Raw genomic sequence first — 25,566 nt, forward strand, 5'->3', positions numbered from 1 at the left:
GAAATCGCTACCAATCGGAGCCTATAATGAAAAGCAAGGAGGAGCCCTTTATGTTTGATCACAAATCAATGCAGCTATTAATGATGATGGTGGACTACCCCAAGCTTTCAATTCCGGAGTTGAAGCTACAGATGAATCTATCATCAAGACAATTTGCATATAACTTAGACAAATTAAATGAAGGCTTAAAGCAGATGAACCTCCCTTTGATTAAAACAGATCAAATTCGTTTTGAAGTTTCGGAAGAGGTCGTTGATTACTGGAAAACAGAAGAACTTGCACCGAGTAAACAGCAATTCGTCTTTCAAGAGAATGAGCGTATCCCTTTAATTTATTTATTCACCTATTTAAGAAATCAAGCAATCGGAACCATTCATTTTCAATCAGCATTGCAGATGAGCAGAAATACTGCTCTAGCTGATGTGAAAAAGCTAAGAGAACAGTGTCGAAAAAATGGCATTGATCTTGCTTATAACCGAAGTAAAGGGTTTCATCTTGAAGGTAGTGAATGGCATAAACGTAGATTTGCTTCTATATGCATTGGGTCCTTACTTGCTTTTCCCATGGGCTGGATCGGATTAAAGAGAGTATTAGAGAGTTGGAATTTTAAAGATAAACGAACCGACATACGTAAAGAAATTGAGCGATTATCTACTATCTACCGAGTAGAATTTGTAGGGTCACGATTAGATCAACTTGTTTACGAGTTACTCTTTCTACAGTATCGATATGGAAGAAAGACTTTATATTTACCGGAAAAGCAGATGGAGCTTATCATAAAGCAGCCATTATATGAAATGGGAACAGAACTTTCATTACTTCTTTTTGATCATCCATCTGAAACGGAAAAAGTCTTTTTAACCGTTCAATTATTGTCGGTAGCACAAGGTACCACGCACATACTGCCGGAAAAAGAATTAAGAGAATTCACCCAGTCAATAATCTTAGATGTTGAAAGACTTATTCTTGTTCCGTTTTTAGATAAAGAGACGCTTGAAGAGACTTTGTACAAACATCTCGTTCCAGCTTATTTCAGAATCGTATGTGGTGTTCCACTAGCAAACCCACTTATTAAAACAATCATTGAAGAACATGGGGATCTGTTTGAGATCGTGAAATATGTTCTAAGACAGTTAGAGCAATTTGCACAAGAACCTATATCAGAAGAAGAGGTTGGGTACTTTACCATTCTTTTTGGAGGTCACGTTAGAAAATATAGTAAGAAGGTATCTGAGTTAAAGGCAGTGATTGTATGTCCGAATGGCATAAGCTCTTCACTAATGCTTAGAACCCAACTACGTGAACTATTTCCACAGATAGAATTCACCAAGCCTCTTTCATTACAAGACATGAAGCGAGTCCCTGCCGATCGATATGACATGGTCTTTTCAACTGTATATCTAAACGTGAACAAGCCTGTTTATTTAACCAAACCACTCTTAACTCAATTAGAAAAGAACTATCTATTAAGTGCAGTAGCCTCAGACTTCAGCTTTCCAGACAAGAATCGGTTGAAAGTCGATAACTTAATGGCAATCGTTAAGAAGCACGCAACAATTAAAAACGAGAAGAAGCTATTTGAGGATATTACACATGAGTTACTTGGAAGACAAAACGAAGAGAGGAGAGAGTCGCCATTGTTGTCTGAATTGTTAACGCCAGATAAAATCCATTTTACAGAAAAGGAATTAAGCTGGCAGGAAGCGATTTCTCTTTCTGCTAAGCCACTTGTTGAACAAGGGTATATTACACCGGAATATACAGAAGCCATGATCAAACGTGTGACGGAATTGGGAGCTTTTATTCATATCGGAAAAGGCATTGCCATTCCCCATGCAAGACCTGAGGATGGAGTGCAGAAACTAGGAATGTCTTTTCTGAAAGTGAGAAAACCAGTATTGCTATTAGACGATGAGAAACATTCTATCGACTTATTTATCTGCTTAGCTGCGATCGACAATACCTTGCATTTAAAAGCATTATCTGAGTTGACCTCATTTTTAGTGGATGATGAGACATTAAAACAGTTCAAGCAGGCGAACACTGCAGAAGACATTATTAAAATGATGAAGAAAAAAGGGGAAGATGAGAAATGAAAATTTTAACGGTATGTGGATCAGGTTTAGGGACTAGTTTTATGGTAGAGATGAATATCAAACAGCTTCTAGAAGAAATGAATGTGACAGGCGTAGAGGTAGATCATTCAGATCTAGGTTCAGCTACTCCGGACTCAGCAGACGTCTTTTTCCTAGCAAAAGATATTGCAGAAGGTGGACAGAGTTTGGGTGAGGTTGTTGTACTAGAAAGTATTATCGATATGGATGAGTTAAGAGCTAAATTAACAGAGGTTCTTCAATCTAAAAATATAATCTAAGTAGGGTGATAAGCATGAATACTATTTTTAGTATCATCATCGATGTATTGAGTGAACCAGCTGTTTTAGTAGCGATCATTGCATTGGTTGGTTTAATTGCACAACAGAAAAATATGTCTGATACCTTAAAAGGCACGGTTAAAACATTTGTTGGTTTCTTAGTCATAACAGCAGGTGCCGGTGTTCTCTCTGGATCACTGGCACCATTTGGGGCAATGTTTGAAGCTGCATTTAATGTAAACGGGATTGTACCGAACAATGAAGCAATTGTAGCATTAGCATTAGCGGAATACGGATCAGCCACTGCACTTATTATGTTCTTCGGAATGATTGTAAACATTGTTATCGCTCGTTTTACGAGCTTTAAGTATATCTTTTTAACAGGACATATTACTTTATATATGTCATGTATGATTGCTGTTATTTTAGCTGTTGCAGGATTTACATCTTTTATGCAAATTCTTTTAGGCGCTGTAACTGTAGGGATCTTTATGTCATTATCTCCGGCAGTGGTTCAGCCTTTTGTTAAAAGGTTAACAGGAAACAATAACGTTGCTTTAGGTCACTCTGGAGCTGTCGGTTTTGCTTTGGGTGGAGTAGTTGGCCACTTGGTAAAAGGGAAGGGTGAAATCAAATCAACCGAGAACATTAACTTTCCAAAAGGACTCGGATTTCTTCGTGATAGTACAGTAAGTATCACACTAACAATGGCCATTCTTTATGTAGTCGTTGCATTGTTTGCCGGAGCCAGTTTTGTGGAGTCAGAATTAAGTGCTGGTCAGAACTTTATCTTGTTCTCTATATTACAAGCTGGACTTTTTTCCGCCGGTGTATTTGTAATCCTTGCTGGAGTAAGACTTGTATTAGCGGAGATCGTACCAGCTTTTAAAGGAATTTCTTCAAAACTAGTTCCAAATTCAAAACCTGCTTTAGATGTTCCAATTGTCTTTACGTACTCACCTAATGCTGTATTAGTAGGGTTTTTCTCAAGTTTTGCGGGTGGAATTGTCAGCATGATCGTAATGATATTTGCAGGAGGAGTTATTATTCTTCCCGGAGTTGTCCCACACTTCTTCACAGGAGCCGCAGCAGGGGTATTCGGAAATGCTACTGGAGGAACACGTGGAGCCATATGGGGAGCTTTCGCAAATGGAGTTGTCATTAGTTTTATGCCGATTATATTAATCCCTGTGCTTGGGAATCTTGGTACCGCCAACGCTACTTTTTCTGATTCTGATTTTGGTGTGGTTGGGTTATTCTTAAGTGGATTAAATAATTTAGGTGGACAAATTGCAATTATGATTGGTCTAGCATTAGTACTTTTAGTAATGGTACTGTTTAGTTTTAATAGAAAAAAATCAATCAAAAGTTAATTCATAGAGATAAAAGTAGAGATCGCATGAGAATGCTGATCTCTATTTTAGTTAATAGTCGTCGTTTATCTAGTATTTTAGAAAAATATGAGACGTTAGCAAGAAGATTAAGATCCTTAGTAAGGAAGGTCTGAATTTCACCAAGACTACCTTCCTCTTACCAAGAGGAATACAATTTTTATTAAGCCCACAGGGAACTCCACCAAGAAACGACCCTCGATAGTAAGGAGCACGTTCGTCTTACCAAGAAGAGAGCTTCGTTACCAAGCTCGGCACCCTTGTTAGTAAAAGGAAGCTAATACATACCAAGAGGTTAGCGCCCATAAGCAAGAACGTTGTTAGAAATGCAGGGACTTCCAGATTCCCCGCACCTCTCAAAAATCGCACCTAAACTCATATAAAAGACCACCAAACACTCGGCAGTCTCACATTTCTCATATTTACTTCCCAAACGAAGACAAAAACTTCACTCGATCTCCCATTGGAGGTGTATTCTGATCAATTAGTGCAACCTCTAGTACAGCAGGTCCGTTTCCATTCATCAGATGATCAATGGTTGCTTGGTTCAGATCATCCATTGAGTTTACACGGAAGCTTGGAACACCCATTCCAGCTGCCATTGCGCTAATGTCAATTTGCTGTTGTTCGAAGGATGGATGTGTGCGCTTGAACTGCAATGCATGTCCATGATAAACCATCCCTAATCGGGCGTTGTTCATGACAACAAAGAGGATAGGGAGATTGTATTCTTTCGCTGTTAAAATTTCCATCCCATGCATAAAGAAGCAGCCATCACCTGTTACACAGACAACCGGACGTTCTGGTTCTGCTAGCTTTGAGCCGATTGCCGAACCAATCCCGGTTCCCATCGCTCCAAAGTGAACGTTAATTCCAAAGGTATCTGATTCTTTTACACTCATGTGGTTAATGACATAGGCCATAAATTCACCGATATCAATGGTGTACCGTGTTGATGAAGGAAGAAGCTGTTGAAGGCTCAGCATGACGTTTTTCGTATTATATTCATCAAGGTTTGTCTTGTCTTCTACAAGGCTATGAGTATAGCTTGTTTGTGTAAGCCCTCTGTTACGCAATTCTTCTATTAAAAATAGGAGACTTAGATTAATATCCCCATGTACTGGCAGATCTGTTGTGTACTTGCGGTTAAAAACAGTTTCGTCAAAGTCTAGTTGAATCATAAAGCGATTTTCAGTTAGCTTCACGTTATAGTTATTGGTTGCTGTTTCACCAAGGCTTGATCCAACGACGAGTAACACATTCGCATCACCCTCGGCAATCAGGTTTGAAGCTGACTCATGTCCAGCAAAGCCGTATACCCCAACTAGAAGTGGATGGGTATCAGGTATGTACCCTTTTGCTTGTGGTGTTGTAATGATCGGCCAATCTAGTAACTCAGCTAGTTCTACTAATTGTTCAACAGCGCCCCGGACACCTTGGCCGACAATGACGATTCCTTTTTCACGTGTTACAAGCTCGTCCGCTACTTGTTTAATTGTCTGTAAGTCAGGAACAAGCTGTTCTCTTGAAGGAAGAGCAGGAACAGTTAAATTGTCTACGTTTCCATGTTGAACATCAATAGGAAGTGCCACATGCACAGGGCCGGGAACTCCAGAGACTGCAATTTCACAAGCTTTAGCAATTTCACTTAGAACATTTTCCGCTTCGTTAACCGTGACACTATACTTCGTTACGGGACGGAAGATTGGCTCTGCATCTAATTCCTGAGATGCGTTTAAGCCAACGGTATTAACTGGTACAGCACCGGTGATAAATAGCACAGGTAAGTGTTCCCGCATGGCGTTGGCGGCTCCAGTTACTAGATTCGTTCCCCCTGGACCACTACACCCAATTGCTACACTCAAATGACCTGAATATTTGGCGTAGGCTGCTGCCATATAGGTAGCGGCACCCTCGTGCTTGGTGACAACAGGAGTTAATTCCTTCATGTCATATAGTTCGTTAAAAATGGCGTTCACCGAACCAGCTGGAATACCAAAGATGTGTGTAATACCGTTTTCTTTTAAATACTCTAAGACCAAACGTGCTGCTTTCATTATGACAATCTCCTTGTCTCTTTTGGATTATACAACCAGGTACTACTGGAAATATTTTATCATAATGTCGGTCGATTGTACTGGTTTGCTGAAAAAATATCCCTGCATCCGTTCGCAATGTAGTGAAAGTAAAAAATCTGCTTGCTCCTTTGTTTCGACGCCTTCTGCAATGACATCTAAATGAAGGTTATGAGCAAGAGTAATAATCGTTTTCGTGATTGCCGCATTATCTGTAAGCATATCTTGAACAAAGGATCGATCAATTTTCAACGTAGAGATAGGCAGATTCTTTAGGTAACCCAAAGAGGAATAACCTGTCCCAAAATCATCAATTTCAAGTTTTATACCTAAGTTATTTAACTGTTTCATTGTGTGAACAATAGATTCAGTATTTTTCACTATTACATTTTCCGTCAACTCAAGATGAAGGTAATCTGGTAAGATACCTGTTTCCTCAAGGACAGATTGAACCGTATCTACTAACTCATCATGTTCGAATTGTTGAACAGACAGGTTTACTGCCATGGTAATGAGAGGAGAACCAGAATCATGCCATTCTTTTAGCTGTTTACACGCTTGTCTTAGCACCCACTCACCTATCGGAACAATCAAGCCGGTTTCCTCTGCAATAGGAATAAACGTATCAGGTGGGATCATTCCTTTGATGGGATGATTCCATCTTAACAGAGCTTCTACACCTTTAATCGTGTTGGAGCGATAATCGATTTGTGGTTGGTAGTAAACAGATAATTCATCCTGTTCTAACGCTTTATATAAGTCATTCTCAAGTTTAATGCGATCAACCGTCCGTTTATCCATTCGTTCGCTAAAGAAATGATAACTATTCCCTGGAGTCGACTTTGATTTATACAGTGCCGTATCTGCATGCTTTATAAGATCTTCGCCTCTTTCCCCATTATCGGGATACATGCTAACACCAATACTTGTCTTTACAAAAATCTCTGTTCCTTCAATTTGAAAAGATGTACTAAAAGCTTCCTGAATGCAGTTGATTTCCTTAAGAATCTCTTTTTCATTTTTAATAGTCGGAAGGAAGATCGTAAACTCATCCCCACCTTGTCTTGAAACAGTTGCTCCTTTTGGTACACATTCTGTTAAACGTATGGCGACATCTCTTAATAATTGATCACCATAGCTATGGCCAAATGTATCATTAACAAGTTTAAATCGGTCTAAGTCAAGTGAGAGAATGGCCGCTTTTTCATTGTTTATCTTTGCGTATTTTAATCCTTGGGATAGTCGATCTGAGAGTAATGCACGATTTGGTAAGTTCGTTAAGCTATCAAAATACGCATGAAACCGTACCTCGGACGTCCGTTCTTCAATGATCATTTCCTGCTTTTCCATATAGATTAAGTTAGCCAGCGTTGAGGCTGTCGCATCCACAATTGATTGAGCCAACTCAATCTCTGAGTCTGTATAATAAACATGTTCACACTTTAAATTAACGATAGAAATCTGTCCTAATATACGTCCCATTGAAATTAACGGGAACATTGCTAACCCTTTAATTCCAAAGTTGCGGCACAATTCGAGGTTTGGTCTACCATCTACATAAACATCTGAAATAATAATTGGCTTCTTGGTTGCAAACACTTCCTTCATGACCAGATCATCACTTTGATCAAAATCAGTATTCTCATGTGTCTCCATCCAATTTTCCTCTGTCCAATCACTATCCTTACTTAACTTCGCTGGTTTCACTTTCTTTTCAGCAATCGGATCCAGCAAGTGAACTCCTATATTAGAATTCGCCAACACCTTTGCTAAATAGGAGAAGCACAAGTCTAAGCTTTCCTGCAACGTGGAACACATAGATAATTCACGTGTTACGTCAAGGAGAGTCTGTTTATCCTTAATAAGCTGCTCCTTGTGGGCTAAAGTATTGGCATTTAGGATGGCCACGCCTGCCATACTAACGTAGGCCTCAACGGTTTGAATCTCTTTTTTCGTTAAATTCATAGGGATGCCGTAATCAAATAAAAAGACGAGGCCAAACAGTTCATCTTCAAATGAGATAGGAAGAACGAGTAAGGATTTTATAGAAAATCCTTTTACAGCCCTGGGATCAGGGCGATGATCCTTTGATGTATCTGGTATATAGATGGTTTTTCTTGTTTCAATCACTTCTTTGGCTAGTAGATCGTACTCTGTATCAATGACATGCATGTCCAGAGTCCAACCATTCAGTGTTTCGGGTTTTCCGACGTAGCCCCTGAATGTTCCGTCTTTTTGAGGCAAGTAAATGCCAACAGAATCACAACGAACAATTTCTTCCGATATAGCCTGTGTAACCTGCTCAAGCATGTCTCGCAATTCAAGCTTTGTATTAATTAACTTGGTAATATTAGCAAGTCGAGAATATCTCGTCTGTTCTTCGTTCATTCAAAGGCCTCCATTTATCATAGATTCCAAACTGAGTTTCGATCAGTATGTAGTTATTTTATAGTCTTTATTTCATATTACCTTAATCCTAGTAAATATAGTGTGAAATTGTTGAAATTAGTCGAAAGTTTATTAATTAATTTTAATATAGCGTTTCTTGTATCACAGAAAAGCTGATACTACTAATCATTCTATTCAGTAAACGTTTTTACTGCTATTATGAGGTTTATATAATAGATAAACAACCAGGAGGAGCCATGCGAATTAGGTTTAGAAATAAAATATTTCTTATTTTTACCCTTTTGATAACGGTTCCATTTTTAGTCATAGCCTTTTTAATACCCAATTGGTTCAGCTCACTCATTAAGCAGCAGACGGAGAATAATACGTTGGAGATGATGGAGCAGTATTCAATATATCTAGAAAATGTGGCATCCCAAGTAGAAGATGTTGGAAAGCAAGTGCTTGTTAATCGAATTACACAAGATTGGCTGGCCACTGAGGACGTAAGCGATGATCTATCAACTCTTCATTTTGCTAGAAATGAGATGAACGAGCTATTAACAACGACGACTTTAAACAGCACAAACCATTTAAATATATCCGTGTATCTCGATGAAGAGATTGAGAGCAGGGGAGCGTCATTTAGTGATTGGTATCCAGCATATCTAGATCATAACGAGAGATGGACTGGAGCACATATTAATGAGAATCTACCACCTAATTCGAAGGAATTTAATAATAGCTTTATTTTTCCGCTATATGAGGTTAGTACGTTAAAACCATTTGGAATCATTAAGGTGAATATTCCTACAACGATTCTGGAATCTGCACTTGATAAGATTAAAATTGGGAATGGTGGAAGGGTACATCTTTTAAATGGGAACGGTGAAAATGTTTTGGCTGGGCAAACAACAATTACAAAAGAGGTAATCGATAAAAGTTTATCTGAAATTCAACAAAAAGATGAGGAGACTGGATTCATTGAAATCTCTTCAGAAGGCAATGATCATATTGTATTCTTTCAGAATGTACCAATAGGAGATTGGACTTTAATTGGAGAAATCACAAGCTCCGAGCTATTTGCAGGTGTAAATGAGATTCAACGAAGACTTTTATATACAGCAGCTGTTATCTTTATTCTTACTATTATTACGACCTTCATTCTTTCATCAAATATTGTTAGGCCGCTAGTAAACATGTCTCACTCAATGAAGTTTTTAGAAAAAGGAGATTTTGAATCGGCGAAGAAATCGATGCCAGATTCTAAGAATCGAAGAGATGAAGTAGGCTACTTAATGTCTTCCTTTAAAGAAACGATTGATCGATTGGATACTCTTATTAAAAAGGATTATGAATCAAATATCCGACGAAAAGACGCCGAATACAAAGCCTTGCTGTTACAAATAAACCCTCATTTTTTAAACAATACACTCGAAATTATTAGTGGGTTAGCCGCTCTAGGCAAAAATGAAGAGGTTGTAAATGTAAGTGTTTATCTTGGAAGAATGATGTCGTACTCTCTTAATACTCAAGATCCACTCGTAACTTTAGGGCAAGAGTTAGAGTATATAAAGAACTTCACCGAGATCCTTAAAATGAGGTATAGAAATGCGATTACAATTGAGATAGAGGAGGACCCTCAAGCAAAAGCAATTCTGATTAATCGATTTGTAATCCAGCCTCTTGTTGAAAATGCAGCAAAATTTAGTTTCATTGATAAAAATCAAGCAACGATTGCGATCCGAACGAAGAAAGAACGTAATCAACTGTTCATCACCATAGAAGACGATGGGATAGGAATAGAGGATGACGTGTTAAAGGATCTTTTACATCTTGAACATGAACATGCAAACAGCATTCTTACAAGTAAGGGAACAAGTATAGGTCTGAAAAATGTAATAGGCCGATTAAAATTGCATTACGGAGATGACTTTACGTATTCAATAGAGACCAATAAAAATCAAGGTACAAAGATTACATTATGCATAAAGGTTAAGGGGGATATCCATGATGCTTAATGTCATGCTATGTGATGATGAGCCCCAGATTAGAGAAGGGCTGAAAGCTAAAATTAATTGGGCTGACGAGGGATTTGCGATTGTCACAGAGGCTGAGAATGGAAAAGAAGCTTTAGATAAACTGAATGAATATCCTGTGGACATTGTGATTACAGACGTCAAAATGCCGATAATGAGTGGGATTGACCTCGCAGAAACATGCTATAGGATGAACCCTTCAATAAAAGTCATTGTGATATCAGGTTACTCAGATTTTGACTATGCAAAACGTTCTATTAAAGCCGGGGTGGTTGATTATTTACTAAAACCTGTATTACCAAGTGAGCTGATTATGACATTGAAGAAAGTTCGTTCTGACATTGAAAATCAAAGAATGAATGATTATGAGTCACTCAAAGTTGAAAGACTCTTACAGGACCGACTTACCTTCATGAGAGAACAATTTCTTAATTATCTAGTGAAAGACAACATGGATCAATTCATTGTCACAAAGGAACGATTAAAACAATTATCGTTATATGAATTGGTTTATCAATCTTCGAGTGTCCAATATCTTACATTAAGTATTAACCTACCACAGGCAGATGAACGGGATGTAACCAGCATGTACTTCCCTTTTAAAATGATCTGCCATGAGTATTTCGAAGCGTTTGATCAGATGTTTGTCTTTCATGATTCGAGTTATACGCATTTAGTTCATGTATGTATCTCTAATCCAAACAAGGTGATTACAGCTTCAGCCTCAATGATAAAAGAACTGATTCGTAAAGTGAAAGAGTATCTTAGAGCAGAGCTTACCATAGGTTATGGTGAGCTAGCTAAAGGAGATATGAGGTTTAAAAACAGCTATATCTCTTCCTTATTAGACTGGAGTCAAAGCCAGGTGGGAAGCGATAGCAAAACGGTAGACCTGACAAGTAAGAGCTTTGATTTCTCTTCTGAGTTAGAAAGAAAAATGATCAATACGATTGAGAGTCAGAATCTACAGTTTTTTAAAACGATACTATCAGACACGTTACTTGATAATCAATCCATCATGTCTTTTTCATTTAAAGCAAATCGAATTCTCTTTCTCATCGGATCATTAATGAAGAAATACAGTCTACAATCAGACACGTTACAGAAACAAATCTGGACATGCCAACAAGCGATTTGGGAGTTGAATGCACAAAGGAAAGTGTATGAGCAACTAATTGAACTAGTTGTCTATCTGATGAAGGAGCTAAAAGAGATTCACTCATCTTCAACTGGAGCCCAATTGGTTGAAAAGGTCAGAGTATTTATAACCAATCATTATTCAGATGAAATCACCCTATCCACGCTTGCATCACAATTTCATATTAACAGTACGTACTTGTCAGAGATTTTTAAACTAAATATAGGGAAGAACTTCAGTGAATATCTAAATGATGTAAGAATGGAGCACTCAAAAAAGCTGCTAAAAGATCCACACCTCAAAATCATTGACGTTGCTCACTTAGTCGGTTTTTCAAACGCTGGTTACTTTGGAACCGTCTTTAAAAAGAATACAGGAATGACACCTGCAGATTACCGTAAAGCCTATCAAGTGTAATGAAGGAGATTGTATGAAATATAAGATGCTGTCTTCACTTATTGTCGTTTGTATACTTTGTTCTGGCGTTATTTTATATATATTGGAGAAAGAGCGAGCTGAGGGGGATCCAAAAACGGTCGAGCACGATGAAGATGTGGTGGAGCTTACTTTTTGGCGTAATTCTGGAAATGAAAACTTTAATCAAGCTTACATCACTCTTGTTGATGAGTTCGAAGCGACTCACCCTCATATAAAAATTAATATGGAAGCAAATTATTGGGGGAGTGACTATGAATTAAGGCTAAGAACAGAAATAGTAGCAGACAACCCGCCTGATATCATGACAATCGATAGCCCAAATCTTGGACTCTATGCCAAAGCTGGTTCACTTCTTTCCCTCGATGCGCGCATGAGGGAGGAAGGAGATATTGACGATATCTTAGATTCAACGCTAGAAGGGCTGGCGTATGATGAAGAAATATATTTAGCACCGATTATTGAATCAAGTATTGGATTGTACTACAACATTCATCTATTTGAGGAGGCAGGTATTGCTTTACCCTCCCCGGTTGAACCAATGTCATGGAATGAAGTGTTAGACATTGCTAAGAAAATAAATAATCCAAATGAAGATATTTACGGAATTGATCCTGCGCAAGGGTTTAACACGGGAGAGGGTCCTGCTTATTTTAAGACACCCATGCTATGGCAGTTTGGAGGGGACGTTCTAAGTCCAGATAATCAAACAGCCGAAGGATATCTTAACTCCGAAGAGTCACTAAAAGCTCTTCAATTTTATCAAGACTTATACGTAGAACACGAGGTGGCCACTCTCCAGCTTCCACCAAGAGCATTAGAGACAAATAAGTTAGCTATGACCATACTTGGCTCATGGGATTTAGAAGCTTTACAATCCGTTGAAGGTCTAACACTCGGTAAGGATTTTGGCGTTGCGCCATTACCTGTTGGATCCGTTAGAGTTGTCCCAAGTGGGGGATGGGCAGTAGGGATCTCATCGAAGACAAAGTATCCTGATGAAGCTTGGCAATTCGTGAAATTCCTCACTAGCTATGAAGGTTCAAAAACGTTTGTGGAGATGACAGGTGATATACCTGCTAGATACTCGGTGGCTGAAGCCATTCCAGAATTAAACGAATACCCAAAAAATATTTTTGTTGAGCAAGTCCAGCAGTACTCGAGAATTCGCCCGATAACTCCAGTGTACTCATTAGTTAGTTTGGCTATTAAAGAGTTGTTTGAAGACGTAGGAATTAAGGGAGAAGACGTTGAAGAAGCTGCTGATGAGGCGGTCATCAAAATAAATCAAGCTTTAGAGAAAGACTAAATGACTTGAAAATTTGAATGTATACTACCGAAATTAATGAAATACGCTGCCGGAAATTTTTGATATGTTGAAGCAAACAAGCATAGAGAGGGTACGATGAATGACACAATGGTATATGCGGGTTGGTCATGTTGGATTTAATCTTATCCTGTTAAACATACTTTGGCTGGCAGGCACTTTAACTGGTTTTATCGTTCTAGGCCTTTTTCCAGCAACTATGGCGGTTGTTGCAGTGGTTAAGCATATGGTATTAGAAGATGATAACCCTCCAATCATTAAACTCTTTTTGAGGCACTTTAGATCGAACTTCTTAATGGCAAACGTTTTTGGGTATGTTATGACTTCATTAGGGGTTGTGTTAACGGTTGATTTGATGTGGGTTTGGCAGATGGAAGATAGTTTGTTACAACAATGCATGCTAGGTCTATCCGTATTGATTACTCTTGTCTATTTGGTTGCATGCTTGTATCTGTTTCCGATCTACCTTCATTACCAATTTTCCTTTAAGGAATACTTTATCCAAGCAATTGTATTGGCAATTGGAAAGCCGATGCAAACGATATTGCTACTTTTAATCGTGACACTTATAAGTGGATTATATGTGATCTTTCCACCACTACTCTTTGTCTTTGGACTTGGCGCAATCGTCTATCCAGTCCTGAAAATTACATGTTATTCCTTTGCTCAAAAGGAAACAAACCATAGTGATGGCCTTTATTCACAATAAGCTAAATGATTCTTTTCTCCGGATCATTTGGCTTATTTTTTTATATAAAGAATCATGTAAGCCCCAAAAAGTTTAAACCATTGAAACCAAAAATATTGAAATGTCTTGAGGTCCAGTCTTGCTATATTGAACAAAGAAAGCGTTATCTTATGTTGGAATATAAAAAGGGTGATGAGGGTGAGTAAAGAAATGGGAGCCGCTATCAAAGCGAAAAGTGGGACTGAACAGCGCAAAACGGTTCCAACGTTTCCTAAGAGAAAGAGAAGCAAATTAGATTATGTAAAGAAGAACTGGGTGTTGTATTTATTCCTGGTTCCTGCTGTCATTTCAGTCTTTATCTTTAATTACATTCCTATGTATGGAGTCTTAATTGCTTTTCAAGACTTTAATGTGATTAAAGGAATTTCAGGAAGTGAGTGGGTTGGTCTCTATCATTTTCAGAGCTTCCTGACCTCTCCAAACTTTATGCAGATCTTCATTAACACGATAAAGCTTAGCTCGTTTGAACTAATTATTGGTTTTCCTATCCCTGTTATATTGGCGATTATGTTAAATCAGATTCGACGAGCGAGAATTAAGAAGAATGTTCAATTGATCATTTATGCACCTTACTTTATTTCGACCGTTGTCATCGGTGGGATGCTATTTATCTTGTTATCTCCAGCTGGACCTATTAATTCAATATTAAGTCCCTTACTTAATCAGCCCATATCGTTTATGTCAGAGCCTAATTATTTCCGGACGATCTTTATTTCATCAGGAATTTGGCAAGGTGCAGGATTTGCATCCATTGTATATGTAGCCGCTCTGTCAAATTCTGACCCACAGTTACACGATGCGGCAACCATAGATGGAGCATCTTTATTGCAACGAATCTGGTATATTGATTTTCAAGTACTTAAACCGATTATGGCTGTTTTATTCATTCTTGCCATAGGTGGAATCATGGGCGTCGGTTTCGAGAAAGCCTACTTATTGCAAACGGATCAAAACCTGCCTGCATCTGAAATTATTGATACGTATGTTTATAAAAGAGGGCTTCTAGCAGGAGATTGGTCTTTTGGGGCTGCTGTGGGGTTATTTAATACAGTCATTGGATTACTTCTACTTGTAACCGCAAACACGGTTGTTAAGAAACTTAGAGGTGAGACGCTTTACTAGAATGGGGGAACAAAATGAGTTCGCATAAGCAATTAATCAATAGCTCAAAAACGGATCGACTGATTCTTCTTTTAAATAAGGTTCTACTATCCTTAGTTGTTTTAGTTGTAACGATTCCGTTGCTGTATGTTCTACTCGGTTCTTTCTTACAACCGAGTGTCCTTCTTACAAAAGGAATTTCATTTGATCCTGCACATTGGACAATAGACGGTTATATTAGGATCTTTGAAGACGGTACGATTGTAAGGGGATTCATTAATTCTATCTTATATGCTTCTGGATTTACACTCGTTGCGATTACCTTCACGGTTCTAGCTGGTTATGCACTCTCAGTTGATGATTTAGTAGGGAAAAAGTTTTTTGTCGTTTTTTTCTTAATTGCCATGTTTTTTAATGGGGGAATGATTCCAACTTATTTAGTCGTTAGAGCAATGGGACTGCTTAACACTCCTTGGGCCATTATTTTACCAGGGGCCGTTGGTGTATGGAATTTAATTTTAGCCAGGACGTTCTTTAAAGGAATTCCAAACGAATTAAAAGAGGCTGCAAGAATAGATGGAGCATCGGATATTATGATTTTTTGGAAGGTCATTCTACCTTTAGCTAAGCCGATCATCTTTGTTTTAGCTCTCTTTGCCTTTATTGGACAGTGGAACTCATACTTTCAAGCAATGATTTATTTAGATGATCGTTCGTTGTATCCGTTGCAGCTAGTTCTGCGAGAGATACTGATTCAAAATGAAGTGCAACCAGGGATGATTTCAGATCAATTAGCAAGAGCAGAAATGCAACGAATTGCAGAGATGATTAAATATTCTTCAATCGTTGTAGCTAGCTTGCCTTTATTAGTCATGTATCCTTTTTTCCAGAAGTACTTCGAGAAGGGTGTCATGGTAGGTTCATTAAAATAATTTAGGGGGAATAGAGATGAGCTCGTTAAAGAAAAGTCTGTTTATAGGAATTCCAACGTCAATTCTAGTGTTATCGGCATGTTCAAGTGGTTCAGAACAAACGTGGTCAGATGACTATGAATTAGAAAATATTGAATTTCCATTAGAAGAAGGGGTGACGTTAAAAGTACTTACATCTAGTTCTCCTCTAGCTGCTGATGATCCTAATGAGAAGTTAATTTACCAGCGACTAGAAGAAAAAACAGGTGTTCATATTGAATGGAGAAACTTCACAGGAGAGATTTTTGGTGAACGAAGAAACTTGGCGTTGGCTACAGGTGAGATGCCGGACGCGATTAAAAATGCGGCATTTAGTGATTATGAGCTTCTTAAGTATGCGAATGATGGGGCGATTATCCCTTTAAACGACTTAATTGATCAGTATATGCCTAACTTACAGGCTGTTCTGGAAGAAGCACCAGAATATAAAGCGATGATGACAGCTCCTGACGGAAATATCTACGCTTTTCCTTGGATCGAGGAGCTAGGTCAGGGCAAAGAAAGCATTCATTCTGTAGATAACTTTCCTTGGATCAATGTTGAGTGGTTAGATGAACTTGGGTTAGAAAGACCAACCACTACAGAAGAATTAAAGGAAGTACTGATTGCTTTTCGAGATAATGACCCAGCTGGAGATGGTCAAACCATACCAATGTCGTTCATTATCAACGATGGCGGGCAGGATCCTGGATTTTTATTTAACTCGTTTGGGTTAGGAGATAATAATGATCATACGGTTGTAACGAATGATGGAGAAGTCATTTTCACTGCAGCTGAGGAGAGCTATAGCGATGCCATTTCCTTTATGCATGAGCTTTATAGTGAAAAACTAATAGATGTTGAAGCGTTTGAACATGAATGGCCGGCGTATGTAGCCAAAGGCCAAGAAGGAAGATATGGACTTTACTTTACTTGGGATAAAGCAAATATTACGGGTATGAACGATGAGTATGATTTAATGGAACCGCTCACAGGACCAGATGGTGAGAAAAACGTGACTCGTTCGAATGGAATGGGCTTTGATCGAGCTCGAATGGTTATTACAAGTGTAAATGAAAACTTAGAGCTTACTGCTAAATGGATTGATGAGTTTTATGAGCCTGTTCTATCCGTTCAAAATAACTGGGGCACATATGGAGATGATGAGCAGCAAAACATCTTCGAATGGGATGCAGATAACGAGATGCTTAAGCATAGTCCGCTAAATGGAACGGCACCAGTTGAACTACGGGAAAAAACGCATGTAGGGGGACCTCTCGCAATCTTAAACAGCTACTTTGGAGACGTTACGACCATGCCTGATGATGCGGCATGGAGACTTGATTTAATGAAGGAAGTCATGGTTCCACATATGCAAGCGGACAACATTTATCCGAGAGTGTTCTTTGACGAAGAGGAATTGGATCGGTTATCTAGAATTGAAGCGGATCTCACTCCTTATGTGAATCGAAAACGGTCCGAATGGATAACAAATGGAAAAGTAGAAGATGAATGGGATGACTACGTAGCAGAATTAGAACGCCTAGGGTTGGCTGAGTGGTTGGAAATTAAGCAAGCTGGTTATGACAGACAAGAAAATTAATAAAGTAAGGAGTTTTCATTATGCACGAACTTTATAAGGAAATGTATCGCCCGCAATTTCATTTTTCACCGAAAAAAAATTGGATGAATGATCCAAACGGTATGGTCTTTTTTAAAGGGGAATATCATTTGTTTTTTCAGTATCATCCACATGGTACAGAGTGGGGGCCCATGCACTGGGGCCATGCAATTAGCGAGGATTTGATCCATTGGGAAGAGATGCCGATCGCATTGTATCCAGATGAACATGGAGTCATCTTCTCGGGGTGTGCCGTCGTTGATTGGAATAATACGACTGGATTCTTTGAAGATGAACCAGGACTGGTTGCCGTTTATACAAATACTGATCAATATCCAGATTCGGAACGATCTAGACAAAGGCAAAGTCTAGCATACAGTAAAGATCAAGGACGGTCATGGATTAAGTATCAAGGAAATCCAGTTCTGGTTGATGAAAGCATCACCGATTTTCGTGACCCGAAAGTTTTTTGGCATCAGGAAACAAAGAAATGGGTGATGGTGCTCGCTACAGAGCAATCCATTACCTTATACACATCAGACAATCTACTTGAATGGGAGAGAGCTAGTGAATTTGGTGCGACTGCTGGCTCTCATGACGGAGTATGGGAATGTCCAGATCTGTTCCCACTCCCATTAGATGGGGATGAAACGAACCAAAAATGGGTGATGATCGTTAGTATCGGTGATAATCCGCAGTATAAGGAAGGATCAAGAACGCAATATTTTATTGGTGAATTTGATGGGCAGACATTTATAAACAACCATAGTGATGATACGATTTTGTGGCTTGATCACGGGAGAGACAACTATGCGGGAGTGAGCTGGTCAGATATCCCTATTCAAGATGGTCGAAGAATGTATATCGGTTGGATGAGTAATTGGAGATATGCTAATCAGGTGCCTACAAGTGTGTGGAGAAGTTCCATGACCATTCCTCGTGAATTATCTTTAAAAACAGTGCATAACAAAGTGAGACTGATGCAACAGCCCGTACGTGAGTTAGAAACGATTAAAGAAAGTGTGACTGAACACAAACAAAAAGTAATAATGGAGAATGATGTGATCAAGCAATCAATTCCTCCGTTATGTGAGCTTCATTTAAAAATGGACTTAGAGGAAAAAGCTCATTTTGAACTGACGTTTCATCATAGTCGTGAAGAAAATACAACAATATCATATGATTCTAATCGTGAATTACTTTCACTTAACCGAGAGGAATCGGGCGACAGTCAATTCTCTGATTCGTTCTCAACCATCCAGAGTGCGGAGCTTCAAACCGAAGAAGGGAATCTTGAGTTAAAGATTCTGTTAGACCGTGCTTCCGTCGAGCTATTTGCAAACAGTGGAGAAGTAACGATGACCAGCTTGATCTTCCCGGAGGAGTTAGCTCAAGAAATCTCTCTAGCCTCTAAAGAAGGGAAAATCGTTGTTAAGCACTTTACAATAACAGAGTTAGCTTCGATTTGGTGATAGTAAAGAGGCTCTATTTATGTGGAGCCTCTTAAGTTTGGTTGATTAGTAGGGGGTCGGTTAATGTGGAACAAACTAGTTCTCAGGTTGTATGTATGGGAGAATTGTTAATTGATTTTTTTTGTAAAGAAACGGACTCAGATCTGGTTGATGGTAAGAACTTTGAAAAGCAAGCTGGAGGTGCACCTGCAAATGTTTGTGCAACCATCTCTAAATTAGGAGGACACGCATCCTTCATCGGTAAAGTGGGAAATGATCCGTTTGGGTATTTTCTAAAAAATACTCTTCTTCAATTAAAGGTTGATACATCAATGCTTATTTACGATCATGTACATCCTACGACCATGGCCTTCGTGTCTCTAACGAGCGATGGAGAAAGGGACTTTGTTTTTAACAGAGGAGCGGATGCCTATCTAGAGGAGAATGAGATAGATGAGAATCTAGTAGCAAATGCTTCAATTCTCCATTTTGGTTCTGCGACAGCGTTACTAAGTGAACCATTTCTCTCCACTTATATGAATAGTATAAGAAAAGGAAAGGAGCAGCATCAATTTATCTCCTTTGATCCGAATTTTCGTAAAGATCTTTGGAAAGAAGATATGAATTCTTTTATTAAACGCGTAAGAGAGTGTCTACCTTATGTTGATTTTCTAAAAGTTAGTGAAGAAGAACTATTCATTCTCACAGATACAGCTGCTCATGAAGACGCTGTAAACAATCTTCATAGCCTTGGAGCCAAGATTATTGCTGTTACTCTAGGTGAAAAAGGTACATATCTTTCCAATGGTACTCATGCAAAGGTTGTTACGAGTACACCTATCCATTCTGTAGACTCAACAGGGGCAGGAGATGCGTTTGTAGGAGCTATGTTATATCAGATTGCACAAAGAAATGAATACACTCGTTTAATAAAGGATTTTAAAGGGTTAGAGGAGATGACGCTATTTAGTAATAAGGTTGGTGCGTTGGTATGTACAAAAGTAGGTGCCATCACGGCCATTCCGACACTAGAAGAGGTCATGGAAATGTAAAAGTTACTTAAAGGGCCCTATTTAAAATAACGGGGCCCTTTTTGCTTCAGATGCTCGTAAATGCGCCATCAATGACAAAATCGGAACCAGTCGTAAACGAACTTGCGTCGCTTGCTAGATAGACGGCAATGGCTTGCAGTTCCTCTGGCTTTCCAATCCGACCAAGTGGTGACACGCTCTCCCATTCCTTGACGAGTGGTTTTAAGTCGGGAGAGTTGAGTGTAAGCTCTGTTCCAATATAGCCTGGGCTTATTGTGTTTACGCGAACCCCTTTCTTCGCCCATTCCACGGCAAGCGACTTACTTAATTGGATAACCCCTGCTTTAGAGGCATTATAGGAAACCTGAGGCTGAGGTACATTCACAATATGAGCAGACATAGATGCCGTATTGATAATGGTCCCTTTTCCTTGTTCAAGCATAACCTTACCTACTGCCTGGGAGGTCAGGAAGACACCGGTGAGGTTAATATCTATAACCTTTTTCCATTGCGTGAAGGTCATTTCCTCTGCGGGAGCATTAATACAAATGCCAGCGTTGTTAAAAGCAATATCAATTCGACCGAACTCACCCATAATCTCGCCAATCATTCGTTCCACATCTTCAGGACTCGTTACGTCGGCTTTAATCGCGATTGGATGTGTACCGGTTGCTTGTTTAATGGAAGCTACTGTTTTCTTTGCTTCCTCCACATCTAAGTCCACAATGGCAACATCTGCCCCAACCTCAGCAAGGGCTGTGGCAATACTTTTTCCGATCCCCCTTGCTCCTCCAGTTACGTACGCTTTCTGTCCTGTTAATTTAAACTTCTCAATGATACTCATTCAGCTCACTCCTTTATTCATAAGAGTTTGTTCTAGTTCTCTATAACCTTTTCTCGAAAAAGTAAGCCATTTATTGTTTGAGGGAAAAAAAGGTTATTCATACAATTTAAAGTTTAGTTTCTAGTAACTTGGTGAATAGGGGGATAGAGAGATTAAAAGGGGAGGAATGCTAAATGAAAAAGGCGATTGTACTTTCAGTAACAGGTGCCGTCTTTCTGGCGGCGTGCGGTAGCGAGGACGAAAGTCAAACCGCAACAGCAAATGAAACAGAGGAAACGGGTACAGAAGAAGCGGTGTCTGAAGATACGGAGGATGCACCTTCGGCAGAAGAGATCGTAGAAGAAGCGATTGCTTTCTATGATGGATTAACCAGTCTTTATATGGTGTCAGAGGGAGAGGTTAATGTAGCTTTTGATGGCGAACAGGAAGATGTGCCTGAAGGTGATATCTCAACTTCTATTACTGAAACGCATTGGAATTTCATTCGCGAAGGTGAATTATATACTAGAATGGATCTGGAATTTTCAACGGAGGGTGAAGAAGATGGTGAAGCCTTCTCTGATGAAATGCCGACTACTTATCAATTTAGCGACCTTGACGATCCAGCACTTACGATTACATACGATGAAGGAGACGAGGAAGCCATTCGCTACGAACAAGGCATAGATCCGACGCAAGAAGATTTGTCAGACTGGGCTAATTTGTATGAAACCCTTTTAGAAGATGCGGAGTTGACTTACGTTGGTGAAGAAGAAATCAATGGTTACTCCACCTATCATATTGAAGCAGAGCGTGATGGACAGGTAACGGAATATTGGTTTGATCAAGAAACCTTCTATGAAATCAAAATGGAAAGTGAGACTGCAGTAGAGGACGCGGAGCATTCGGCAGGAGATACGAGCAGCTCGGGCGCAGTTATTGAATATGAAGTGAATCCTGATTTTGATGAATCTCTTTTTCAAGCACCAGATGATGTGGAAGTCGTCGATGGAGAGCTTGAAGACACGCTAAGTTCAAATATGGATAACTAAAGGTGGTCTCAGTTAGATGACAACATATTCTGTAGACGAGTTTTTAAGTAGAACCAAACAGCAGATAACCTCCACGGATTCATTTGCTTTACAGTCTGAACGAATTTTAGAGGTTAATTTAGATGGTGAGATATGGTCTAAAATGGGCTCAATGATTAGTTACCAAGGTACAATCCGGTTTGAGCGTGAACGCATTCTAGAACACGGGTTAGGTCGTGCCTTTAAAAAATCATTTACGTCAGAAGGACAGGAACTCATGAAAGCAACAGGTAATGGCAGGCTCTTCCTTGCCGATCAGGGTAAACGAATTACCATACTTGAGCTTGGGAACCAACAGATTACGGTAAACGGAAATGATTTGCTTGCATTTGAACCAACCGTTGAATGGGATATTGAAATGATGCGGAAGATGGCTGGATTAATGTCTGGAGGATTGTTTAACGTCACATTAAACGGTCGAGGGAAGGTGGCTATCACCACTTACTTTGAACCGTTGACGTTAGAAGTGACACCAGATCAGCCAGTGCACACTGATCCAACCGCAACAGTTGCCTGGTCAGGAGACCTTAAGCCAGAATTTCACACAGATATTAGTTACCGGACATTTCTCGGAAAAGGCAGTGGTGAGTCGATCCAAATGAAATTTACTGGTAGTGGGTTTGTTATTGTGCAACCGGGGTTTGAAGTGGAATAAGATTTTGAGAAACGGCTCTTATGCAGTCGTTTCTTTTTCGTAAAGGAGAGTATCCAGTATATAGTTAAGATAGTGTTGAGGATGTAGTAAACTGGCTTGTAGGAGTTAGCTAGTACCAAACGATACTTTCTTTAATGAAGTCCTTATTAAGGATACAGGAGAAGAAGGAGCCAGATATCAATCTAAAGTTGTGGAGTGTGTTTCATTTTGATTCAATATTTATTTCATGTCGCTACTGGACTGGTGTATATTTTCCTGTTTAACACTATTTTGATATCAGTTGTAAACACTAAGTATTTGCGTAATAAAAATCTTGAAATAAAGTATTTAGCGGGTTATTTAGGCACTCTATTGTTTGCTGTTGGAGTTTGGCAAATATGGAGTTATTTCGAACTGACATATATACTTTTTGAATCTCTTGTTTATGGTGGTATCATTGTTGGTTTTGTTACTTGTGCTTATGCCTTTTTATTGTATGTATTACGTTTAGCAGGTAAAGATTTAATCTATACCAAATTATCTAAACCGCTTAACGATTAGTTAAAAAAATAGTTACTTAATAAACGGGACGCCAAACATGTAAGAGGAAAATCTAACGTTTGGCGTGTTTTTATTATGGTCAAATCCAATTGAATTTTAAGGAAAAGCAGTTGAATGTAACCTTACAAATATTTCACGTGCCATAAAGGTGATTAGTTACTTTATCTCAAGTTCTGAGATGATGCAATATGGTTTATGAGTAGAACTATATAAAAAGTTTAGAATATCCAAATTAAAGTGGTGGTATGATTGGAAAAAAGATAAAAGGAGAACACATTGAAGAATATAGTAAAGAAGATCCAAACCTTTTCCCATTTAAACTTACATTTACTCACTTAGCTACATACCATCATTCTCTGGAACAGTAGGGTACGTTCGTGCCATTGATGCTGTAACAGGTGAACATTACTTCGTAGACGAAGGAGATGCACTATTCATATGATACAAGTAAAATTCGCTTGTCTATGCTGCGGCTACAAAACACTAGAAAAAGAACCTCCTGGCACATATGACATCTGTGAAGTATGTTACTGGGAAGATGACGACTACCAATATGCATTTCAAAACGAACTAGGTGCTAACCGTGTGACAATTAAGGAGGCTAAAAGAAACTTTTTAGCATTTGGCGCATGTGAGAGAGATTTAATCCCATATACGTGTAAACCAAAAACAAAATGAGATGAGACTAGGACATACCTAAGTTTAATTATTAGAGAAATATGAAGTCGCTATTTTAGACTTATATGGTTGGAGGAATTTTGTGTGTTTAAAAGTAGGTGGTTTCTCTTTATTCTGTCGCTCATTTTAATCATGAATGGATTAACAGGAATCATTCAATTAATTAAAGGTGTGTATTTATCCTGGTGGGATATTACTTTAACATTTCTTTTGCTTTTCGCTGGTATAAGTTACTTTATCGATTCATTTAAACAAAATAATCGTGCTGAAAATTGACTTAGGATTCTACTATTAGATTAAAAGGAAGTAATCAAAGTAGATATAAGGATCTATTAAATAATGAACGTAATTTTGGAGTGTGTTCAAGATGTTTAAAAAACTAGCAGGTGTTTTAGTTTGTGCTTCCGTTCTTGCAGCTTGCAACTTAACTGATGAACAGCTATCTGTTGGAGAGTACGATGCTGAAAACAATGTAATATTTTCTGAAGATGTAATTACTAATGAGGGTGATATTACACAGTTTAAGTCGATTGTAACCGAAGCAGAAAATACAGGTAATCGACCAGATAATATTCCTAGTGAGGAACCTGCTCATATTGTTAAAATTGATAACCCGTCGGAATCAACATTGATCATGTATGTGTCTATTTGGAGTATTGATAATACATTTATCATTTCTAGAGGATTTAATAACGATACAGAGAGCTTTTTGCTTTTAGATGCAGATCTTTCAAAACAATTGAACGATATATTAATGGGTGACTAACGATACTAATTTAAGATTGAAAGGATGAACTCAAATAAAGAAACTCACTTTTATGATCGTCTCAAGTTTTGTAGTGGTCTTAATTATAGGTGGAATCTTCACTTACAAGTTCTTTAATGGTGATCAAACAATGCTTGATGAAACGGGAGACGCAACTTATATTCATTTAATAGAAGATCAAGGGTATGATGCTTCTGATATTAGGAATATACGAACGGTTTATAGTTGGAAAGATTCTAGAGAGAATGCCTATAATGCTTATGTAGAATTCACTGATGAACCTGGTAGAGAATATGAGTACATCTATAACAAAAAACAAGGGTTAAGACAAACAGGTAGTTTGGATGGCGAAGGAAATCATGTAGAGTAATTAAATTAAACATGCCAGGCGAATCTTACACAATCCTATTGTGTAAGATTTACTTTGTGTCATCATATTTTTTAGAGGTTTTGACTTATTAAAGGTAAGGTGCTCAAACCTAATTGAGCATTAACTTCCTCCTGCAATTTGAGTATATATATGAAGATTGGTCCTTGGAGTGTTGTTATTAGCTCATACGTGAGTTTCATTTCTTGAGATTTAGTTGTTTGATTCTTTCGGTTTTACCCTCACACTAATTTTTGTTATATAATCCTCTTCATTCTTATCTGCAATCGAGTGAAGTATATATTCTTCATAGATGTCCCCATCCACTTCAAGCTGCTCGTAATCTAGATGCTCCATTAACCTTTCTAATGTTTCTGCTATGCCATCGTAAAACCCTTTCTTAAGTAAGTAGTTCCTATATTAGATAGGGATTTGGTAATTATCATTCTATCATAAGTTATTAAGTGGGGTAAGGGGTGCATGTAGACGAGGGACAACGATGAGGTCAATACATTTTTGCTTCGCTTCCCCACTTACTGGTAAATGCAAGGCATGAATACAAATAAAGAGTCATCAA

The 25,566-nt window shown here is 38.6% G+C and carries 23 protein-coding genes; 19 read left to right on the forward strand and 4 right to left on the reverse strand.

Features of this window, described 5'->3' with window-relative positions; all coding sequences use genetic code 11:
- Nucleotides 1-50: 50 nt before the first annotated feature.
- From JNO66_RS07505 to JNO66_RS07515, 3 genes are read left to right on the forward strand one after another with little or no spacing between them, the layout of a single operon-like run.
- Nucleotides 51-2,096 carry a BglG family transcription antiterminator gene (locus JNO66_RS07505; RefSeq protein ID WP_203087650.1) on the forward strand — a complete coding sequence of 682 codons (2,046 nt, stop codon included), beginning with the start codon at nucleotides 51-53 and terminating at the stop codon, nucleotides 2,094-2,096.
- A complete protein-coding gene (locus JNO66_RS07510) occupies nucleotides 2,093-2,374 on the forward strand; it encodes a PTS sugar transporter subunit IIB (protein ID WP_203087651.1) in 282 nt (93 codons plus the stop codon). The genes JNO66_RS07505 and JNO66_RS07510 overlap by 4 nt, the downstream gene beginning before the upstream one ends.
- Nucleotides 2,375-2,388: 14 nt before the next feature.
- Nucleotides 2,389-3,747: a PTS ascorbate transporter subunit IIC gene (locus tag JNO66_RS07515; RefSeq protein WP_203087652.1), complete on the forward strand. Its 1,359-nt coding sequence runs from the start codon at nucleotides 2,389-2,391 to the stop codon at nucleotides 3,745-3,747.
- Nucleotides 3,748-4,187: 440 nt separating this feature from the next.
- Here JNO66_RS07515 and JNO66_RS07520 read toward each other — a convergent pair whose 3' ends face one another.
- Together JNO66_RS07520 and JNO66_RS07525 are read right to left on the reverse strand one after the other, a co-directional pair.
- The gene (locus tag JNO66_RS07520) at nucleotides 4,188-5,822 is read right to left on the reverse strand and encodes a thiamine pyrophosphate-binding protein (protein ID WP_203087653.1); all 1,635 of its coding nucleotides are present in this window, start codon (nucleotides 5,820-5,822) and stop codon (nucleotides 4,188-4,190) included.
- A gap of 42 nt (nucleotides 5,823-5,864) precedes the next feature.
- Nucleotides 5,865-8,228 (reverse strand): sensor domain-containing phosphodiesterase, encoded by a 2,364-nt coding sequence (locus JNO66_RS07525; RefSeq protein ID WP_203087654.1) that lies wholly within the window; start codon nucleotides 8,226-8,228, stop codon nucleotides 5,865-5,867.
- Between the two features lie 428 nt (nucleotides 8,229-8,656).
- On the opposite strand from JNO66_RS07525, the gene JNO66_RS07530 reads away from it, so the two are divergent.
- From JNO66_RS07530 to JNO66_RS07570, 9 genes are all read left to right on the forward strand, one after another.
- Nucleotides 8,657-10,249, forward strand: a complete 1,593-nt coding sequence (locus JNO66_RS07530) for a cache domain-containing sensor histidine kinase (RefSeq protein ID WP_273753217.1) — start codon at nucleotides 8,657-8,659, stop codon at nucleotides 10,247-10,249.
- Nucleotides 10,242-11,822 (forward strand): response regulator transcription factor, encoded by a 1,581-nt coding sequence (locus tag JNO66_RS07535; RefSeq protein ID WP_210340814.1) that lies wholly within the window; start codon nucleotides 10,242-10,244, stop codon nucleotides 11,820-11,822. The genes JNO66_RS07530 and JNO66_RS07535 overlap by 8 nt, the downstream gene beginning before the upstream one ends.
- A gap of 13 nt (nucleotides 11,823-11,835) precedes the next feature.
- Nucleotides 11,836-13,149, forward strand: coding sequence for an ABC transporter substrate-binding protein (locus JNO66_RS07540; protein WP_203087657.1), 1,314 nt, complete (start codon nucleotides 11,836-11,838; stop codon nucleotides 13,147-13,149).
- A 100-nt stretch (nucleotides 13,150-13,249) separates the two neighbouring features.
- Nucleotides 13,250-13,876 (forward strand): YesL family protein, encoded by a 627-nt coding sequence (locus JNO66_RS07545; RefSeq protein WP_203087658.1) that lies wholly within the window; start codon nucleotides 13,250-13,252, stop codon nucleotides 13,874-13,876.
- 177 nt (nucleotides 13,877-14,053) lie between these two features.
- A complete protein-coding gene (locus JNO66_RS07550) occupies nucleotides 14,054-15,037 on the forward strand; it encodes an ABC transporter permease (protein ID WP_273753218.1) in 984 nt (327 codons plus the stop codon).
- Between the two features lie 14 nt (nucleotides 15,038-15,051).
- A complete protein-coding gene (locus JNO66_RS07555; RefSeq protein ID WP_203087659.1) occupies nucleotides 15,052-15,948 on the forward strand; it encodes a carbohydrate ABC transporter permease in 897 nt (298 codons plus the stop codon).
- A gap of 16 nt (nucleotides 15,949-15,964) precedes the next feature.
- Nucleotides 15,965-17,569 carry an ABC transporter substrate-binding protein gene (locus JNO66_RS07560; RefSeq protein WP_203087660.1) on the forward strand — a complete coding sequence of 535 codons (1,605 nt, stop codon included), beginning with the start codon at nucleotides 15,965-15,967 and terminating at the stop codon, nucleotides 17,567-17,569.
- Nucleotides 17,570-17,589: 20 nt separating this feature from the next.
- Complete coding sequence (locus tag JNO66_RS07565; protein ID WP_203087661.1) at nucleotides 17,590-19,059, forward strand: glycoside hydrolase family 32 protein; 1,470 nt, start codon at nucleotides 17,590-17,592, stop codon at nucleotides 19,057-19,059.
- Between the two features lie 95 nt (nucleotides 19,060-19,154).
- Nucleotides 19,155-20,090: a carbohydrate kinase family protein gene (locus tag JNO66_RS07570; RefSeq protein ID WP_203088384.1), complete on the forward strand. Its 936-nt coding sequence runs from the start codon at nucleotides 19,155-19,157 to the stop codon at nucleotides 20,088-20,090.
- A 46-nt stretch (nucleotides 20,091-20,136) separates the two neighbouring features.
- On the opposite strand, the gene JNO66_RS07575 is transcribed toward JNO66_RS07570, so the two are convergent.
- Nucleotides 20,137-20,913, reverse strand: a complete 777-nt coding sequence (locus JNO66_RS07575; protein WP_203087662.1) for an SDR family oxidoreductase — start codon at nucleotides 20,911-20,913, stop codon at nucleotides 20,137-20,139.
- A gap of 173 nt (nucleotides 20,914-21,086) precedes the next feature.
- Between JNO66_RS07575 and JNO66_RS07580 the strand changes: the two genes are divergently transcribed.
- The 7 genes from JNO66_RS07580 to JNO66_RS07610 all read left to right on the forward strand — a co-directional run bounded on the left by JNO66_RS07580 (nucleotide 21,087) and on the right by JNO66_RS07610 (nucleotide 24,992).
- Nucleotides 21,087-21,944, forward strand: a complete 858-nt coding sequence (locus tag JNO66_RS07580; protein WP_203087663.1) for a LolA-like protein — start codon at nucleotides 21,087-21,089, stop codon at nucleotides 21,942-21,944.
- Between the two features lie 16 nt (nucleotides 21,945-21,960).
- Nucleotides 21,961-22,638: an AIM24 family protein gene (locus JNO66_RS07585; protein WP_203087664.1), complete on the forward strand. Its 678-nt coding sequence runs from the start codon at nucleotides 21,961-21,963 to the stop codon at nucleotides 22,636-22,638.
- A gap of 207 nt (nucleotides 22,639-22,845) precedes the next feature.
- Nucleotides 22,846-23,178 carry a hypothetical protein gene (locus JNO66_RS07590; RefSeq protein WP_203087665.1) on the forward strand — a complete coding sequence of 111 codons (333 nt, stop codon included), beginning with the start codon at nucleotides 22,846-22,848 and terminating at the stop codon, nucleotides 23,176-23,178.
- Between the two features lie 438 nt (nucleotides 23,179-23,616).
- A complete protein-coding gene (locus tag JNO66_RS07595) occupies nucleotides 23,617-23,856 on the forward strand; it encodes a CPCC family cysteine-rich protein (protein ID WP_203087666.1) in 240 nt (79 codons plus the stop codon).
- A gap of 84 nt (nucleotides 23,857-23,940) precedes the next feature.
- Nucleotides 23,941-24,132 carry a hypothetical protein gene (locus JNO66_RS07600; protein ID WP_203087667.1) on the forward strand — a complete coding sequence of 64 codons (192 nt, stop codon included), beginning with the start codon at nucleotides 23,941-23,943 and terminating at the stop codon, nucleotides 24,130-24,132.
- A gap of 82 nt (nucleotides 24,133-24,214) precedes the next feature.
- Entirely contained in the window at nucleotides 24,215-24,622 is a 408-nt protein-coding gene (locus JNO66_RS07605) for a hypothetical protein (protein ID WP_203087668.1), read from the forward strand.
- 52 nt (nucleotides 24,623-24,674) lie between these two features.
- Entirely contained in the window at nucleotides 24,675-24,992 is a 318-nt protein-coding gene (locus JNO66_RS07610; protein ID WP_203087669.1) for a DUF3139 domain-containing protein, read from the forward strand.
- 210 nt (nucleotides 24,993-25,202) lie between these two features.
- On the opposite strand, the gene JNO66_RS07615 is transcribed toward JNO66_RS07610, so the two are convergent.
- The gene (locus tag JNO66_RS07615) at nucleotides 25,203-25,346 is read right to left on the reverse strand and encodes a hypothetical protein (protein WP_203087670.1); all 144 of its coding nucleotides are present in this window, start codon (nucleotides 25,344-25,346) and stop codon (nucleotides 25,203-25,205) included.
- Between the last annotated feature and the right edge of the window lie 220 nt (nucleotides 25,347-25,566).

This window comes from Alkalicoccobacillus gibsonii (genome assembly GCF_016798245.1).
Classification (GTDB): Bacteria; Bacillota; Bacilli; order Bacillales; family Bacillaceae_D; genus Alkalicoccobacillus; species Alkalicoccobacillus gibsonii.